The sequence below is a fragment of the Flavipsychrobacter sp. genome, from assembly GCA_041392855.1.
Taxonomy (GTDB): Bacteria; Bacteroidota; Bacteroidia; order Chitinophagales; family Chitinophagaceae; genus UBA5543.
Map to the genome: position 1 here is coordinate 639,380 of JAWKLD010000001.1, position 18,228 is coordinate 657,607.

Below are 18,228 nucleotides of genomic sequence, written 5' to 3' on the forward strand. Positions count from 1 at the left end.
GTATATCTGAATATTTAAGTTAAATTTGTATACGTGCGTCAAGTATTAGTAATCATATTATCTGTTTTTTACTTTCTGAGCTCATCAGGGTTCATGATGTATGAGCACTATTGCATGGGAGAGTTAGCACAGGCATCTATATCTGATGATATTTCTGATAAAGACAGGTGCAGTAAGTGCGGCATGGAGAATAAGAAGGGAGAAGACAATGGCTGCTGTAAAGATGAGCAAAAGTTTGTAAAATCTGATGACCAGAATACAGGCTATAAGTTGGTCATAAACAAGAGCCTTATAGCATCAGCAGGTTTACCTACATCTTATATCAGTTTCAATAATACCCTTCATTCACTTTATAGTTCTAATGTTAATACAGGGCTGCCTCATGCTCCTCCCAATACAGATATACACAAGCATCCTATTTTCATCAGGGTGCAGTCTCTATTGATTTGATACAACACTTTTTTGCGATAGCCATTAGTCTGTCAACACTATAGTAATCTATAGTATGACAGTGATGTCTGTCGCTTTTTTGTGGCTTCTACAATCATATTTTATAATTTTAAAATACGTCTATGAAAAATCTATTTTATGTCATGTTATTCATTAGCGCAACCGTACTTATAGCATGCAACGGCGACAATACTTCTCGCAAAGGTCATAATAATGCTAATGATGAACATGAGCACAATATGTCAAATGAAGAAATACCTGTTCTAAAAGCAGAAATAGAGACCGACTCATTATTTCAAGTGCATACAGATGCTATCACTCACTTTTATACGCATATGCAAACAGCCTTAGCTGGCGATAATCCTGCTGATGCATCAAGCAGAGCAAAGCAATTAGCAAGCCATATAGAACAGTACAATAGGGTACAGTTTTCAGATAAAGAACAAGAGGTGTACAGTCAGTATAAAGCACGTATAACAGAGTTGTCTAAGGCTATTGAAATAACAGAAGATATAGAGAAGCAAAGAGAGAGTTTTGAAGCTTTATCTAAAGTAATGTATGAATTTGTAAAGGCTGTAGGTACTACAGAACCCTTGTATAAATCGTACTGCCCAATGGCTTTCGATGGTAAAGGAGCTATGTGGCTAAGTGAAACAGAAGATATTGCAAATCCATACTATGGTTCCTCTATGTACAGGTGTGGTAGTGTACAAGAAGTTTTAAAAAGATAAACATTATCGCTAAGCTTCATAAAATAAGTTTATGCTTAATAGAGTCATACATTACTTTTTACATAACAAGCTAGTAACAGTATTAGTGCTAGTATTGTTTATAGCATGGGGTATAGTCACCGCTCCGTTTGGTTGGGAAGTTGGAGTACTACCTTCAGACCCAGTGCCTGTAGATGCCATACCTGATATCGGTGAAAATCAACAGATAGTTTTTACTAAATGGTCTGGCCGTTCTCCACAAGATATTGAAGACCAGATAACCTATCCGCTTACTACCTCCTTACTAGGCATTCCTGGAGTAAAGTCTATACGTAGTTCTTCTATGTTTGGGTTTAGTAGTATTTACATCATTTTTGACCAGGATATTGAGTTCTATTGGTCACGTTCTCGCATACTGGAAAAACTAAATTCACTCCCATCAGGTTTATTGCCGGATGGCGTACAACCTTCATTAGGACCTGATGCAACGGCATTAGGGCAAGTGTATTGGTACACGTTAGAAGGTAGAGATAAAGATGGGAACCCAACTGGAGGTTGGGACTTGCACGAACTAAGAACGGTACAGGATTTCTATGTAAAGTATGCACTTAATGGAGCTCAAGGAGTATCAGAAGTAGCATCAATTGGTGGTTATGTTCAGGAGTATCAGGTAGATGTTAATCCTGATGCATTGAAAGCTTATAATATACCACTACATAAAGTAATGCTGGCAGTTAAAAACGCTAATAAAGATGTCGGTGCCAAAACAATAGAAATCAACCGCGCTGAATATTTAGTACGGGGCTTGGGTTACATCAAATCTATAGAAGACTTAGAACTGGCGGTTGTTGATGTACATGATAATGTACCGATACGTATTAAAGATGTAGGTATCGTAACTCTTGGTCCTGCTACCCGAAGAGGTTTGCTGGATAAAGAAGGTGCTGAAGTAGTTGGAGGAGTAGTAGTTACTCGTTATGGTGCTAATCCTCTCGAAGTAATCAACAATGTAAAAGATAAAATACAAGAAATAGCTCCGGGCTTGCCAAAGAAAACACTTGCTGACGGACGTGAAAGCCAATTGACTATTGTCCCTTTTTATGACCGTACACAATTAATATATGAGACATTAGGTACGTTAGAAGAGGCATTGTCGCTAGAGTTACTCATTACTATTCTTGTAGTAGTCATCATGGTATTGAATTTGAGGGCTTCTATTATTATTTCCAGCTTGTTGCCATTAGCTGTATTGATGGTTTTTATAGCCATGCGATATTTCGGTGTAGATGCTAATATCGTAGCCCTGTCAGGTATTGCTATTGCCATTGGCACAATGGTAGATCTTGGTATTGTCTTGTCTGAGAATGTCATTAAGCATATTAAAGAATCGCCCACAGGACAAAAGCTGATTGATACTGTTTATAATGCATCTGCTGAGGTGAGCAGTGCAATAGTTACAGCTGTAACTACAACTATTGTGAGTTTTATACCTGTATTCACTATGCAGGGGGCTGAAGGTAAACTCTTCCGTCCGTTGGCATTTACTAAGACCTTTGCTCTGTTGTCGTCACTAGTTGTTGCTTTGTTGATACTGCCTACCATTGCACACTGGTTATTTGGTATTAAGCTTGATAAAGGTAAGCGTAGTAACGCACTCAATGTCATCTTGATAGTAGTAGGCTTACTATCACTCATTTTTGTGAATGTATGGGCCGGGTTAACACTTATGGCTTTTGGTGTAGGTTGGTTTGTAACTGAATATAGCAATAAGGATAACTTCTTTACACGAAATCTACCCGTCATCATTACCGTAGTATCAGTAACATGGATATTGGCTCAGTACTGGATTCCATTAGGGGCAGAAAGGTCATTATTAGTCAATTATATCTTCGTTGCAGGCATTGTCTTTCTAATACTGTTGTTCTTCTACCTACTGGAAAGATATTATGAGCGTATTCTGAATTGGTGTCTTGCGAATAAGCGAAAGTTCCTGATGATACCTGCTGTGCTCATGTTCTTTGCCCTGAATATATGGGTAGGTTTTAATACCATGTTTGGTTTTGTGGCTAAAGGATTCGATGCTGTTAATGTAAATATCAGAGCAACAAAAGTATGGTCAGGGTTATCTCATGCATTTCCAGGAATAGGTAAGGAGTTTATGCCGTCGTTGGATGAAGGTAGTTTCTTGTTAATGCCAACATCCATGCCTCATGCGGGTATTGAGCAGAACAAGCAGGTAGTACAACAATTGGATATGCTGGTAGCTAATATTCCTGAAGTAGACCAAATTGTAGGTAAGATGGGGAGGGCAGAGTCAGCTTTAGATCCTGCACCCATATCCATGTATGAGAATATCATTAACTACAAACCTGAATATATGATCAATGCCAGAGGTCATCGTGTACGGTATCAGACAGATGATGCTGGTAGGTTTGTATTAGTTAACGGAGATACTTTAAGTAACGAAGATGCTATTAAAAAAGGTGTAAAACAATCCATGTTGATTGAAAATGAAAATGGTCAATATTTTAGGAATTGGCGTAGCCATATACATTCACCTGACGATATATGGAATGAGATAACACAGGTTAGTCATATTCCCGGTATGACAACAGCTCCCAAACTACAGCCTATTGAAACTAGGCTAGTAATGTTACAAACAGGTATGCGTGCTCCTATGGGCATTAAGGTATACGGTCCTGATTTAAACACTATTGAAGACTTCGGATTGAAGTTAGAAGCGATTCTAAAACAGGTGCCGTCGGTAAAGAAAGAAGCTGTTTTTGCAGACCGAATTGTGGGCAAACCTTATATGCATTTGGATATTGATAGAAATGCAATAGCTCGTTACGGATTAAGTGTAGAAGAGGTGCAACGCTCTATTGAAACTGCCATTGGCGGTATGCAAATTACCTCAACAGTCGAAGGGAGAGAAAGGTATCCGATTCGCGTGCGTTACCCACGTGAGTTGAGAGATGACCCTGAAAGTTTATCGCAGATATTGATACCTACTCCAACAGGAGTGCAGATACCTTTAGGTGACCTTGTGGAAATTGAATATGTAAGAGGTCCGCAGGTCATCAAGAGTGAAGAAACTTTTCTTACAGGTTATGTGTTGTTCGATAAAAAAGACGGTCAAGCAGAAGTAAATGTTGTAGAAGATGCGCAGCGAATGATACAGCAAAAGATTGATGAAGGAGCGCTGGTAGTACCTGCAGGAGTGAATTATAAGTTCTCTGGTAGTTATGAGAATCAGATTCGTGCTGAAAAAAGACTATCTGTTATCGTGCCACTGGTGTTGCTGATCATATTCTTGATATTGTATTTCCAGTTTCGCTCTATAAGTATATCGCTAATGATATTTACAGGTATAGCTATGGCGTTTAGCGGAGCCTTTCTGATGTTGTGGTTATATGGTCAAAGCTGGTTTGTTGATTTCTCCATCTTCGGTACTAATATGCGAGAACTTTTCCAGATGCGCACGGTGAACTTGAGTGTTGCGGTATGGGTAGGTTTTATAGCACTTTTTGGCATCGCTACAGATGACGGTGTGCTGATGGGTACTTATCTCGACCAAAGTTTCAAGAATAATACAACCAAGACCGTAGCAGAAATAAGAGCAGCCGTTACAAAAGCAGGGTTGAGAAGAATAAAACCTGCGATTATGACTACTGCAACAACTATCATTGCTTTGCTGCCTGTACTTACATCTACAGGGCGTGGTGCTGACATCATGGTGCCCATGGCGATACCTGCTTTTGGCGGTATGATTATCGCATGCGTCAGTTATTTCATTGTTCCTGTTTTGTATAGCTACAGGGAAGAACGAAAACTTAAAAAGAAATCATAATGAAGTGGTATATATATAGTGTAATCGTATTGCTTTTAATAGGAGTACAACTTGACATTAAAGCACAAATACCGGAACGGTATTTAGAACAGGCTGCTACAAACAACCCTATGATTAAAGCAAAGTATGCAGCGTTTGAAGCTGCTATGCAAAGGGCTGCTCGTTCTAATGCGTTGCCTGACCCTACTTTGTCTTTCGGGTATTTTATTATGCCTGTTGAAACCAGAGTAGGGCCTCAAAGGGCAAGGTTTAGTCTTTCACAGATGTTCCCTTGGTTTGGAACATTGGCTGCTAAAAAAGATATGATGACCTTACAAGCGGAAGCTAAATACCAAGAGTTCTTAGATGCCCGTAATGAAGTATACTACAAAGTGAAAGAAGCATGGTATCCCTTATATGAAAATAAGCAGACCTTACAACTACAAAAAGAAAATATAGAAATACTAAAAGTGTATAAAAGGTTAGCCACAACAGCATTTAAGAATGGCAAAGGAAGTCTGTCTGATGCATTGCGTACAGATATAATGATAGATATGGCTACAACAGACATACAACTGTTGCAACAAGAACAAAGATCTTTACTGGTAAGGTTCAATTCTATACTTAATCGTACAGATACAGCAGTTGTAGATATTACTGGCTTTTTACCTCCACCAAATATTGACATGAACTATCGTAAGGATAGCTTATTGCATGAAAACCCCATCTTGAATGCATTAGACCTTAAAATGCAATCAGCCCAGGCAGAAGAAAGGTTAGCAAAGAAACAGGGATTGCCAAAGTTTGGGGTTGGTATGGACTATGTGATAGTTGGTCAACGAAATAATATAACAATACCAGATAATGGCAATGATGTATTGATGCCAATGGTAAGCATGAGCCTCCCCATATTCAGAGGGAAATATAGGTCAGCAATAAAAGAAGCACAATACATGCAAGATGCTATATCGGCTAAGAAGGAAGCATATACAAACGAACTAAACAGTAAATATGCAACTACAGAATATCAACTGAGTAAATCATACGAACTAATAAAGCTCTACGATCAACAGATAGTAACTACGAAACAGGTAACAGATCTGCTGCTTACAGACTACAGTAATTCAGGAAACGACTATGAAGAAGTGTTACGTATGGAACAGCAGTTGTTGAAATACAAGATCGCTAAAGTAAAGGCGACAAAGGATTATTACATAGCGTTGGCACAACTCGATTATATAACATCGAAATCAGAGTAAAATGAAAAAAATAAATAAAAATACAATATATATAGCATTAGGCACACTGGTTATAGGTGTACTATTAGGAGGATTATTCTTTGGTAGTAATAACAAGCCTGCACAGGAAACAAATACACAAGAAGCAGAGCTGGCTATTTGGACCTGCACCATGCACCCCCAAATAAGGAAAACGGAACCAGGGTTATGTCCTATATGTGGTATGGAGCTAGTATCTCTGAATAGAGAAGGTTCAGACGTTGGGTCTTCAGAAGTTCGTATGACTCCAACAGCTATGCAACTGGCTAATGTGCAGACATCTATTGTAAAAAGGCAGAAGCCTGTAAAAGAGATAAGAATGAATGGCAAAGTAAAGCCTGACGAAAGAAAGCTATTCTCACAGGTATCACATATCCCGGGTAGACTGGAACGGTTGTTAGTTGATTTTACTGGTGAGTACGTATCCTCGGGGCAAACAATAGCTTATGTTTATTCCCCAGAATTGGTAACAGCTCAGGATGAACTTCTAGAAGCCTACAAAATAAAAGAAACACAACCCGAGCTCTACAATGCTGCAAGAGAAAAGTTGAAAAACTGGAAATTGAGTGAACAACAGATTGACAATATTCTTAGTACTGGAAAGCTACAAGAGAGATTTCCTGTTATTGCAGATGTATCGGGTATTGTAAGTAATAAGAGAGTAAATACAGGTGATTATGTGCAAAGAGGACAAGCTCTATTTGAAATAGCTAACTTGAATACGGTATGGGTACTGTTTGATGTGTACGAACAAGACCTTGCGTGGATAAACAAAGGTGATGCGGTTAATTTTTCTGTACAATCGTTACCAGGTAAGGTGTTTAAAAGTAAAGTAGATTTTATTGACCCGGTGATTGATCCTGCCAGACGAGTAGCAAGTGCAAGAGTACAAGTCTCAAATCAGAGTAATCAGCTTAAGCCTGAAATGTTTGCTACAGGAATAATCGAAACGCCACTTAAAAAGCAGAATGAGACATTAGTTATCCCTAAATCAGCTGTCATGTGGACAGGGGAACGTTCAATAGTATATGTACAAGAGCAATCTGCAGGAAGTGGGTACAATTTTATGATGCGAGAAGTAGTGCTAGGTCCAATGTTAGGAGATAGTTATGTGGTAAAAGAAGGTCTTGAAGAAGGAGAAGAAATTGTCACCAATGGTACGTTTAGTGTAGATGCTGCAGCACAATTAGCTGGTAAGCCTAGCATGATGAACCCTGAAGGAGGGGCTATGTCAATGAGTCATAATCACGGAGACATGAATAATAATGTTACAGAAGGTGCAGGTAAAAAGAGTATAAACGATTTAGAACAGGCAACTATTTACCAACTTGTACAGCAATACGAGCTTTTGAAGGACGCTCTTGTAGATGATGACTTCAATAAAAGCAAACAACTTGCTAAAAGCCTTTATAAACAAATTAAGCAGACAGACATGAGTAATTTCGATGGCTTGGAACATAAAGTATGGATGCAGCATAGTGGTAATGCGTTAAATGCACTTGAACAAATGAAAGATGCAAAAAATATCGGCGAGCTAAGACGTTATCTAAAACCATTGTCAGGGCAGATTATCATAATGTCCAGACACTTTGCACCATTCAAAAAATCTCTTTATGTGATGCAATGCCCTATGGCAGATAAAAATAATGGGGCTGATTGGATAAGTTTTGAAGGGGAAGTAAAGAACCCGTACTATGGAGCTGATATGCTTAGCTGTGGTTCTATAATAGATACCATTCAATAATATTTAAAATGATTTATCATGGAACATAAACATCACGAACATCGCCAGCATCACAAAGATGAACATGACAGTCATCAACATAGCGGACACGGACATTATGGGCATGATCATAATGCCATGATCGCTGATTTTAGAAAGCGCTTTTATATCGTATTGGTATTGACTATCCCAACTATGCTACTTTCTCCAATGATTCAGCATTGGATGGGGGTAAGTTGGTCTTTTACCGGTAGTAAATATCTTCTCTTTGCTTTGTCATCTGTCATATTTGTGTATGGTGGTTGGCCATTCCTTTCAGGCCTCATAAATGAACTAAAAGGCAAGAATCCGGGAATGATGACACTGATAGGTTTTGCCATTTCCGTAGCATTTATTTATAGCAGTGCCACTGTGTTTGGACTTGAAGGTTCCGACTTTTTCTGGGAGCTAGCAACGTTAATTCTCATTATGTTGCTAGGGCACTGGATAGAGATGAAGTCAGTAGCTGGTGCATCTAAGGAATTAGAAATGTTGGTCAAACTGATGCCTTCCGAAGCTCATTTAGTAAAAGGAGATACTACGGAAGAAGTGAAAACGGATAGCCTGCAACCTGGTGATATGATATTGATTAAGCCTGGCGAAAAAATTGCAGCAGACGGGGTTATCAAAGATGGTAGTTCTCATATTAACGAATCGATGCTAACAGGAGAATCAAAACCTGTATTAAAAGAAAAAGGAGACAAAGTAATAGCTGGTTCTATTAATGGTAATGGAGCTATACAAGTTGAGGTGTCTCATGACACTAAAGACTCCTATCTTTCTCAGGTAATAAAGTTGGTAAGTGATGCGCAAAAGAGCAAATCCAAAACACAATTAATGGCAGATACTGCTGCAAAGTGGTTGACAGTTATAGCTATTGTTTCCGGTATTACTACTTTCCTTGCATGGTACTTGTCCGGTCATGATCTTGCCTATTCTATGGAGCGTATGGTAACCGTAATTATTATTTGCTGTCCTCATGCGCTTGGTCTTGCAGTACCTTTAGTAGTAGCACGTTCAACTACAATTTCGGCTAAGAATGGTCTTTTAATAAAAAATAGAACCTCGTTTGAGAATTCAAGAAAAGTGACCACTGTTGTATTTGATAAGACCGGAACTTTGACGATAGGAGAATTTAAGGCTGTTCGTTTTAAGGCTTATACAGATTCGTATTCTGATGATGAGGTATTGGCATTAGCAGCAGCTATAGAGGGTAGCTCAGAACACCCGATAGCGGTAGGTATTGTGAATAAAGCAAAAGAGAAAGGATTGTCTATACCCAAAGTACAGGATGCTGAAGCTATTATAGGAAAAGGCATATTAGCAAAATATGATGGTAGAGAAGTGCATGTAGTTAGTCCTGGCTACTTGAAAGAGCATAATGTCAACATTCCTGAGCAACAGGATGATGCTACCACACAAGTGTATATTCTTGTTGATAACGAACTTGTAGGAACTATAGCATTAGCTGACGAAATAAGAGAAGAGTCATATGAGGCGATTGGTGAATTAAAAAGAGAAGGTGTAAAAAGTATGTTGTTGACAGGTGATAATAAGAAAGTAGCTAAAGCCGTAGCTGAAAAATTGGATATGGAAGATTTTATTGCAGAAGTTTTACCGCATGAAAAATTAGAGCATATAAAAGAGTTACAGCACAAAGGTGAATTCGTAGCTATGACAGGTGACGGCATAAATGATGCACCCGCTTTAGCACAAGCCGATATAGGAATTGCTATTGGTTCGGGTTCTGACATTGCAGCAGAAACAGCCGGGATAGTGTTAGTGAATAGTAACCCAAAAGACGTTACCGGGTTAATCAGGTTTGGTAAGGCTACTTACAGGAAGATGATACAAAACCTTATATGGGCAACAGGATATAATGTAATAGCGATGCCAATAGCTGCGGGTGTATTATACAACTGGGGTATTATTCTTAGCCCTGCTGTAGGAGCTATGTTGATGACTGTAAGTACCGTGGTTGTGGCTATTAATGCGAGTTTGTTGAAAGTGAAATGATCTTCTACAATACATTCATTACTATCAATAAGGTTTATTTTAATAAATCTTAAATGACTCATAATCAATTATTTGTGATTTTATAAGGTTCATAACCCTGAGGTCGAGGGTTCAACTCCCTCTCTCGCTACTAGTAAAATAGCCCCTTTCAGAGGGGCTATTGTTTTTTATCCCATCCTACTAAAACAATACTAAAACATTTGTGGTTTTATACGTACTCTATTGTGTTGTAAGTAGACTGCTTTTTATATCTTTATCTACCTAATGTGTTTAGCCAATGGAAGTGATTTGCCTTGAAGACGATGCCTTTTACGCCTTAGTTAATGAGGTGGTAAGCCGTATTAATACTATGCAAGGTGAAAAAGAAGAGAAATGGCTCACTCCAGAACAGGCAATGATACGCCTCGGTATTAAAAGTAAAACAACGCTCCAAAAATTACGTGACGAGAATGCAATACGATTTTCCAAGCCAGGGAAAAGAATCATTATGTATGATAACCAATCAATTGATGAGTATTTAGATAAAAATGCTAATAGTTTTTAATATGGAAAAAGAGGAAGATGTTAAATATGCAAAAGGGTTCAATACAGGCTATACGATAGCTAAGAACGCACCATCTCTTATGGAGAAGTTAGTAGCTACACAGTTACCTGAAAATACCTATTTTGAAGGTTTTATTACTGGGAAAGAACAACATGAAATGGAACGGGCACAAGAACAGTTAAATGAGCTTAAGAACCTGCGTGATAATGCTAATGATAGAGATATGGAGCGAAATAAATAAATATTCATTAAACCTTTGACTTTCTATAGTATAATCAATATAAAAGAGAAGGTATTGTGAAATAAATTGGACTCAATTTTAGTTGTTTTTGTTCTCTGATATTTGCTTGTTAGGGTATACCCACATAGAAATCTTCATAATAGCTCCCATAGCTGTAATAATGCCGGATTCTGTTAAGTAGTTTTCAAGTTTTAAATCTATAGTATGGTCTTCTTTATTTCTTACTTCTTTAATGGCAATAAAGAACTTATACTCAATTTCACTAATTTTCTTTTCTGATTGGCAATAAGTTAGAAGGTCATGTAAATGTGGGCGAGAAGCATTTTTCTTTTCTTTTTTGCAATAAGAATGAAATCCTTTGTTATTGCTATAGTACTTTTTCAACAAATGCTCCATGATTTTCACTAAGTCTTCTATTGCATTTTCGGGTTGTCCAATTTGAATTAGTTGTAAAGCTTGCGCTAATTCATTGGAGATACCTTTATCAATGTTTTTATATTTATCTATAAGTAGTTTTAATTGTCTTTTGATTTCATCGCTGATATTAGGTGTGTTATTTAAACTATCTAGAATTAATTTTAGGTTGTTGGCTTCAAGTAAATGGTTCTCTTCTTCTAATTTACTTATAGACTCTTTTTTCTTTCTGTTTTCAACATATAAGTAAAATGCGACGGCAAAAGCTACAAGAGTTAAAATAGAGGTTGTTATAACAATTGTGTTTTTGGAGGTTTTCATGTAAACCGATATTAAGTGTGAAAAATCAAAGTGAATTTACCATTTCAATTCAATATATTTATCTATCAATCTATTTTGATTTAAAAGTAGAGTATGGACTATGAAAGCTTGTCACCGACAATTGAAAAAATATTTTTGAATAAAGACTATGCACTTTCACTCAGTGAAATTGCAGTTAGTATTATAGATAAAGCTTCAACCACAGAAATTTCTCAAGAAGGAGCTGATTTTGCGATTGAGTATAAAATACTCAGGGATAATGGAGGTTTGGAGTTTACTTCTCCTGTTTTTACTAACATATTATATATCGTATATTATATAAATAAGTATTCACTTGTATATGAAAGTGCTGAAGATTGGGTAGATTTTATTAGTAGCAGTACACCCAAGACTCTTCCGAGACATGTTGCTTATCAATATTCAGAGTTTGCATTAGTAGTGATAAATAGGTTTTATTGCAAATCTGTGGTTGACTATATTAGTAATGAAGAAATAAAGCTCCCACTAAAATATAGAGCTTTGTTTACAACGTTTATTTTTTTAGATACTGATATTGATACCCTTGTTAACTTTCTATTTAAAATCACTAAAGAGATAAAAGCTGAAGGTAATTATTTTAGTTTGAATAATACTGTGAGGTTTTTTGCAAAGCAAAATATCGATTTTGGTAAAAAAATTATACTTAATTCAAAGCCTTATGCGGAGAAATTGGAGCTATTCTGTCCTTATGCATATTTAGGACTTACTCAGTCCTTAGGTGTAGAAGCCTCTTTCTACATACTAAAGGAATTATTAGAGTCATCTGATATTTTGCACCAGACAGTAGGGTTGAGTTGCCTTTCTATGTTACATGGAAATAATGATACCCCAGAAGATATTGAACATCTCTTGATGCCAACTCTTGACCAATTAGAGTTAAAAGGGAATGATCGTATTAATAGAGGGTTGATTTTTGTTTATGGACTTCTTATAGAGAAGCTATCTCAAGCAAGACCTAAGTTAGAGCGTTTTGCAAATTCTGTTTTAGGTAAAGATGCTGTATGGGCATTATCAAAGGTTATGTTACTAAAACATGAAGAAGAATATATGTCAGAGTGGTATAAGGTTTCGTTTAAAAGCCTTACGAATTTGTCAAATCAACATGTAGACACTTATCGTAACCTAAATGGTATTTTCCATTTTATTATAAAAGATAGAGAGGATGAAGTTTTCCATTTCTTTGAATTGTTTATTGAAGAAAAGGAAAATGATTTAGATAACTTAGAAGGATTTAAAATGTTCTTCGAAGAAATATATGAAACTAATATTGAAATAATAGAAAAATGGATAACGCTTTGGTTTAACAAAGATAACAGTAGATTCCATGTAGCCTCAATGCGTGTGATTGGTTTTAATTCCCTCAGTCGTCAAACCTCTATAAGTCTGCATCTACCTACATTAAATTCATTGTCACCTTCGGATATAGAGTTTGTTTTATTTAAGGTTGTTGGTTTTTTATATTCAAAAGAACAGTTGGAAAATTTGCTTTATTCAAGCCTTATGTATGAAGGAGATTGTGTTTATATCTTGAAATTGGTTAAGCTCTTATTTACAGACTATATAATATACAATTATAGAGGCTCAATTCAATTCTTAAAAGATAAACTACAAACTGCCAATACGGTCCAAAAAGAGTTAATTCAACACGTAATTGAATTTTATGAGCAGGTTTATAACATTGAGTTTGACAAACCTAAAGAGTTTAGTCATTCACCAGAAAGGTTAAAATTATTGTTCGAGCAGGAAAATAAAAGATTTAAGCTTGACGATGATTCAATTTTTAAACAACCGTCAACATTAGACTTGTTTAAAAAAGTGTCTGTCAAAAATGGTAACCACATGTTTGTTAGAAATGAAGAGATGTTTGATATAAAACGTCAATACTCAAATAAGTCTACCCTTGGGAGTATTTCTGCCAGCTTCGAGTTGCCAATTGGAGAATATATAGATCCGGTTAATCAAGAATATAAAAGATATATATGGAGAACTTTTAAAAGACGTGCTGTTAAATGAGATATGTTCTTACCGAATACTTATCTTCTCTAAAAGAAGATGGAGAATTAGACAGCTTTGTAACAGAGTTGTTACAAAGTATGAAATACATCCCTTTAACTAAGATTCAAAAGGGTAGACAGTACGGAGTTGATTTACCTGCTATAGGTACAGATGATGATGGACAAAGAAAGTTGTTTCTGTTTGTAATAAAACAAGGAAATTTTTCAAGAAGAAATTGGGACTCTGGCCATGAGAATGATATAAGACCCTCAATTATGGAGATTTTCGATGTTTATTTAAACACTCGGATACAACCCTCACACAAAAGCCTGCCTATAAAGATAGTAGTATGTTGTAATGGTGATAAAGAATTAGCTGTCGAAGAAACTTGGGCACAGTTTATTAATAACAATTCCAAAGAAAATATTGAGTTTGACTTTTGGGGCGTAAAAAAACTTGTTCAAGAAGCCTTGAGCTATCAAATGAATGAAGATATTCTTTCAGATGATTTATTGTTGACATTTAAGAGGGCATTATCATTTATTGATTTGCCAGATTATGATTTGAGCCACTTTTACAGTTTCCTTAATTCATTACTCCCCCAAGATGAAACAAATAACTTATCTGAAAAAAAAGTTATTAAGAGACTGCGTTTAGTAAACCTTTGTCAAAGTTTGGTTTCGTCTTGGTGTGAAAAATCCAATAATCTTAAGCCTTCATATATCGCCTCAGAAAGAATTGTTTTAGCAACGTATAATTGGTTGCTAAACAATTCTTTCATAGAAAAGGAAAAAGTAATATTAGAGTTCTACAGCATTTTACAGAACTGGAGATTAAAGAATCATAAGTATGCAGAAAAGGTTGTTAAATATACTCTCCAAAAAGATGGACTTAGCATCGGTGTTCATAATCACGATGAATATTGTTTAACGACATTTGAACAAATAGGTATTATCAGTATGATGGGATGCTTCGAATTGTGGGATTGCTCATTAGCACTAACGGGTAAAAGAGAACATCATATTAACCATGCTCAATATGCTTATGATAATGCAGAAGGGTATGCAAATGCATTGAAGTTTTTAATAGAAAATAATCCTTCTAGTTTAAATCCAAGGTACGATGAGCATTGTATTGAGATTAACTTAGGCTTGATCTTATTATATGAAACTGGTCTTTTTGGCGTGGCAATAAATTGGCTAAAAAATATTATCGATTATTTAATGCTAAATGTCCGATTTAGAACATTTTTCCCTTTATTTAATTCTGATATTACAAAGCTTGGGACAGAAACTGCAAAAGAAGAAAAATCAAGCATCTTAGTTGTTCTATTAGGAGAATGGTGTTTAGTATTAAGGCAATTAAGCTACTATCAGTCATTAAGGAGTTTCTTAAAGGACGCTATGCCAGAATTGAACTTACAATTATGGTTTCCTGATAAAGAAACGGAGAAATTGCTTTGTGTGGCTGATGCGTCAAAGGGCTCAGGTTCAACAATGACTGGTATTAATATTCCAGAAGACCACTTAAGACAAGAAATGTATATCGCAGAGGAAAGAGAATATATAAATGAAGAAAAGAGTATGGGTTATTATAAGCACCATCTTCTTTTTATGCCTTTGCTATCATCTAGACATTTTAGAACATACCCATTCCCAAACTCTTGGAGGGGATATTTGAGAACCAACTTTTGTTTTAAAAATTAACCTGAATGTTTTTTGAAGATAAAAGACAAATAATTATTTCTAAAGGACGGTTGAAGTAATTTCTAAAGGACATTAGAACACAAAAATGGACGGTTAGCAAGATAGGAGTAGACACCCGTCTACTCCCAAAATGGGGGACACCCCCATACCCCCAATACAATAGAAAGAAGTTAGCGTGATAGTTCGTGCTCTTGTTCGTTTGATTGTTCACGGAGCGTTTGTAATTCGTTTAGTATTTCGTTTCGTTCGTTATTTACTTGTAGCTTATCTAACTTTTCATTATCAAAACCTAATTTTTTGAGGCGGTATTTCTTACCATTAAAATGTACACCGAGTGTATCACCACGTTTGTAATGTGTATGTCCTAATCTGTCTAGTTCTGATAAAAAATGCTCTTTAGACGTTACATTCTTGTATGTATTTTCAAGAATGGTAAGCAGTTCCTTTTTATCACTTTCACGACTATTTTTAATATTCTCAATAAGCTCCGGTGTAGATAGCTCTTTTGCTAATCCATGACGAACTGTTGAGTGTTGTATCTCTGGAAACGTATGCTCAATATGAGCAGAAAGTTCATGTTTGAGTTGAGCAAATAAACTAGGATTAAGCACGTTAGAATAGCCAGTATTGTTTACGGTACTACTGGCGCAGTGTATATGTTTATGACCTTTATCCAAGTGTTGGAATATGGCAATTATTGTTTCGCCACCTAGCTCATTTTTAAGCTCACAGAACTTATGAGCTGTTTCCAGCAATACCTTATCAGTCACGGCTTCGTTGTCCAGTTTGTTAAAGCTAATAATAGTGTGCTGTAGTAGTGTGTTATTAGACTTGGGAAAGAGGCGTAGTGTCTCTTGTTGTCTAAAAGCTTTTACTAATCCATTTACTGTACGTGCTCGTGTACCTGTTTTGTATATAAGTTTGGCATGTCCTTGTGCCACAATATCGACTTCTTTTATTTTAGAGCGGTCTTGATATCGCAACAAGTACTTCACCAAAGGTGTAATAGAACCACTCGATTTTAGATTGATTGTCTTTATCAACATGGTTTGAGCAGTTTTACGAGTTCTGTATATAGTTGCTCAAGTCTTGCCATTCGCTCTCGCGATACAGCGCTTATGTCTTCATACACAGTTTGCTCTACTTCATATACGTAGTTTAGTTTAGATAAGACCTCATTTAGAACCGTATGATTAATAGGGGAGCGTACAGAACTGTGTAATGCCCTCTGTTGTATTAAACTGGTGACACTTATTTTAGCATTAATTGCTTGCGCTTCTAGCTTCTTCACTTCAGGATGTGAAAACCATACTTTAAATGATTTGTAGTTCTCCTGCTTACGCTTCCTAGACTCGCGGCGAAGCATATTGTAATAGTCACGTCTTGCTTGTACCTCTTGGGTAGTCCCCAAGACATTACGCTTAATCAGATATTCTAACAATCTGTTTTTACGTGCCATATTAGAGGGTTATTAACGGTACTTCATCAGGGAAAGTCGTTTCTATTTCAGGCACGGGAAGTTTACTATATCTACTGAATTCTGTTGATGTATAGTATGGTTTTACGGTTGCGAGTGTTGTTTTAGAACCATTGATAACAATTGCTTTATCTAGTCGTGAAATCTCAGCAGGGGTAAGTAAGGCGTGCCTCATTTTTTTGTCGTCTTCATCTTTTCGAGTGTGTGTACCTAGTCGTTTAGAAAGTTCTGTTGTAGTTTCTAGGTCAATTACCGGAGGTAAGTAAACCTGTAGGTTACTGTTCGCACATATTGTGTCATATTCTGATTTAGAATACATGCCAATAAGTGAGGTTTTTTGTTGCAGTATAAGCATAGATGGTAGACCGTGTTTTCTTGCTGTAGCAAGATACATAGGTAGGTTTTGTAGCCTGTAATTTCCCACTTCATCTAAAAGCATGTATATCTTTTTCTCCTTTGAGAAATCTGGAATATAGGAAAGGAAACGATTATACATTGCCTCTACAAATGTTGAAATGATAGGACGGATATAGGAGTACGCAGTGATTGGAGAGGTAAGTACAACATAGCTACTTTGAAAGCGTAGCGTATTAAGACTAATTGATTGAGCAACACTGGTAGTTCGTTGAATAGTAGGATTAGCATAACAAGAGAGGCAACTTTTTGCCTGGCTTACTATGCCTTGCATTGTGTTAGGGGAGTTTGCGACATATGTCTTGTATGTACGTAATAAATCAGGGTCTCCAATTTTCACAATTAGCTCATCTGTTTTGCCAATGGCAAAGTACTCGATTAGTCTCAAGACGTTTGAGAATGTGCGGTACTCTTTAGGGTAGGTTAAAATGACACGAACCCAAAACGAGATAAAATCCTTGGCACTTGTTTTCCAAAAATCACCACCTTTAGGCGCAGCCTCACTATTCTCAACAAGTGTGCTTACTACATTAGTAATATCCTGTACGCTATTAACTTCATCAAGTACATTGAATCCCCAAGCATTAGGGTTTGTAAAATCAATCTCAAAGACATTTCTTCCTTTTTCATGTGCAAATCCTGCTGTGTATGTGAAAGCATCTCTTGAAGGTTGTACACCAAATATACTGTGGTCGGTTCGTTTCAATATATTACAGACGCTATTAGCGTAACAGCTTGTTGTTTTTTTAGCACCTGTAGTTCCTACAACCATGCAGTGCCTATCTGAATCATCTTCAGTAGCATAGAGCGTATGGCTTCCAAGTGAAAAACCATGATTAAGAAAATTGCCTACAGATAGAGTCGAGTCAAATGTAGCTTCAAATGGAGTAGCTGTGCCTTGACTGTGAAGTAGCTTATATATACCTATGACCACTATTGCGATAAATAGGAGAGTTGAAAAATCCATGTGTAAATTTTTTAGAGTTGTTTTTAATTATGTATAGGGTAGTAACATATAATGCAGGGTGACCAA

14 protein-coding genes are annotated in these 18,228 nt (G+C 36.5%); 10 read left to right on the top strand and 4 right to left on the bottom strand.

The genetic code is table 11. The features are described from left to right. Positions 1-33: 33 nt before the first annotated feature. From R2800_03210 to R2800_03245, 8 genes are all read left to right on the top strand, one after another. Positions 34-450, top strand: coding sequence for a hypothetical protein (locus R2800_03210; protein MEZ5016032.1), 417 nt, complete (start codon positions 34-36; stop codon positions 448-450). Positions 451-572: 122 nt separating this feature from the next. Next, entirely contained in the window at positions 573-1,181 is a 609-nt protein-coding gene (locus tag R2800_03215; protein ID MEZ5016033.1) for a DUF3347 domain-containing protein, read from the top strand. Positions 1,182-1,212: 31 nt separating this feature from the next. Beyond that, on the top strand, positions 1,213-5,010 hold the full coding sequence (locus tag R2800_03220; GenBank protein ID MEZ5016034.1) for an efflux RND transporter permease subunit: 3,798 nt from the start codon (positions 1,213-1,215) through the stop codon (positions 5,008-5,010). Further along, positions 5,010-6,248 carry a TolC family protein gene (locus R2800_03225; protein ID MEZ5016035.1) on the top strand — a complete coding sequence of 413 codons (1,239 nt, stop codon included), beginning with the start codon at positions 5,010-5,012 and terminating at the stop codon, positions 6,246-6,248. The genes R2800_03220 and R2800_03225 overlap by 1 nt, the downstream gene beginning before the upstream one ends. Position 6,249: 1 nt before the next feature. Further along, positions 6,250-8,010, top strand: a complete 1,761-nt coding sequence (locus R2800_03230; GenBank protein MEZ5016036.1) for an efflux RND transporter periplasmic adaptor subunit — start codon at positions 6,250-6,252, stop codon at positions 8,008-8,010. A gap of 18 nt (positions 8,011-8,028) precedes the next feature. Beyond that, positions 8,029-10,044: a copper-translocating P-type ATPase gene (locus R2800_03235; GenBank protein ID MEZ5016037.1), complete on the top strand. Its 2,016-nt coding sequence runs from the start codon at positions 8,029-8,031 to the stop codon at positions 10,042-10,044. Positions 10,045-10,321: 277 nt separating this feature from the next. Next, positions 10,322-10,588 carry a helix-turn-helix domain-containing protein gene (locus R2800_03240; GenBank protein ID MEZ5016038.1) on the top strand — a complete coding sequence of 89 codons (267 nt, stop codon included), beginning with the start codon at positions 10,322-10,324 and terminating at the stop codon, positions 10,586-10,588. Between the two features lies 1 nt (position 10,589). Further along, a complete protein-coding gene (locus R2800_03245; GenBank protein ID MEZ5016039.1) occupies positions 10,590-10,829 on the top strand; it encodes a hypothetical protein in 240 nt (79 codons plus the stop codon). A gap of 78 nt (positions 10,830-10,907) precedes the next feature. Here the strand turns inward: R2800_03245 and R2800_03250 are convergent, their stop codons facing one another. Continuing rightward, on the bottom strand, positions 10,908-11,564 hold the full coding sequence (locus R2800_03250) for a hypothetical protein (protein ID MEZ5016040.1): 657 nt from the start codon (positions 11,562-11,564) through the stop codon (positions 10,908-10,910). Positions 11,565-11,657: 93 nt separating this feature from the next. Between R2800_03250 and R2800_03255 the strand changes: the two genes are divergently transcribed. Together R2800_03255 and R2800_03260 are read left to right on the top strand one after the other, a co-directional pair. After that, positions 11,658-13,616, top strand: coding sequence for a hypothetical protein (locus tag R2800_03255; GenBank protein ID MEZ5016041.1), 1,959 nt, complete (start codon positions 11,658-11,660; stop codon positions 13,614-13,616). Beyond that, positions 13,613-15,304: a hypothetical protein gene (locus R2800_03260; GenBank protein ID MEZ5016042.1), complete on the top strand. Its 1,692-nt coding sequence runs from the start codon at positions 13,613-13,615 to the stop codon at positions 15,302-15,304. The genes R2800_03255 and R2800_03260 overlap by 4 nt, the downstream gene beginning before the upstream one ends. 170 nt (positions 15,305-15,474) lie before the next feature. Here R2800_03260 and R2800_03265 read toward each other — a convergent pair whose 3' ends face one another. The 3 genes from R2800_03265 to R2800_03275 are packed head-to-tail and all read right to left on the bottom strand — an operon-like array spanning position 15,475 to position 18,162. Then, positions 15,475-16,350, bottom strand: coding sequence for a relaxase/mobilization nuclease domain-containing protein (locus tag R2800_03265; GenBank protein ID MEZ5016043.1), 876 nt, complete (start codon positions 16,348-16,350; stop codon positions 15,475-15,477). Next, positions 16,344-16,763 carry a hypothetical protein gene (locus R2800_03270; GenBank protein ID MEZ5016044.1) on the bottom strand — a complete coding sequence of 140 codons (420 nt, stop codon included), beginning with the start codon at positions 16,761-16,763 and terminating at the stop codon, positions 16,344-16,346. The genes R2800_03265 and R2800_03270 overlap by 7 nt, the downstream gene beginning before the upstream one ends. 1 nt (position 16,764) lies before the next feature. Then, positions 16,765-18,162 (bottom strand): type IV secretory system conjugative DNA transfer family protein, encoded by a 1,398-nt coding sequence (locus tag R2800_03275; protein ID MEZ5016045.1) that lies wholly within the window; start codon positions 18,160-18,162, stop codon positions 16,765-16,767. Positions 18,163-18,228: the final 66 nt, after the last annotated feature.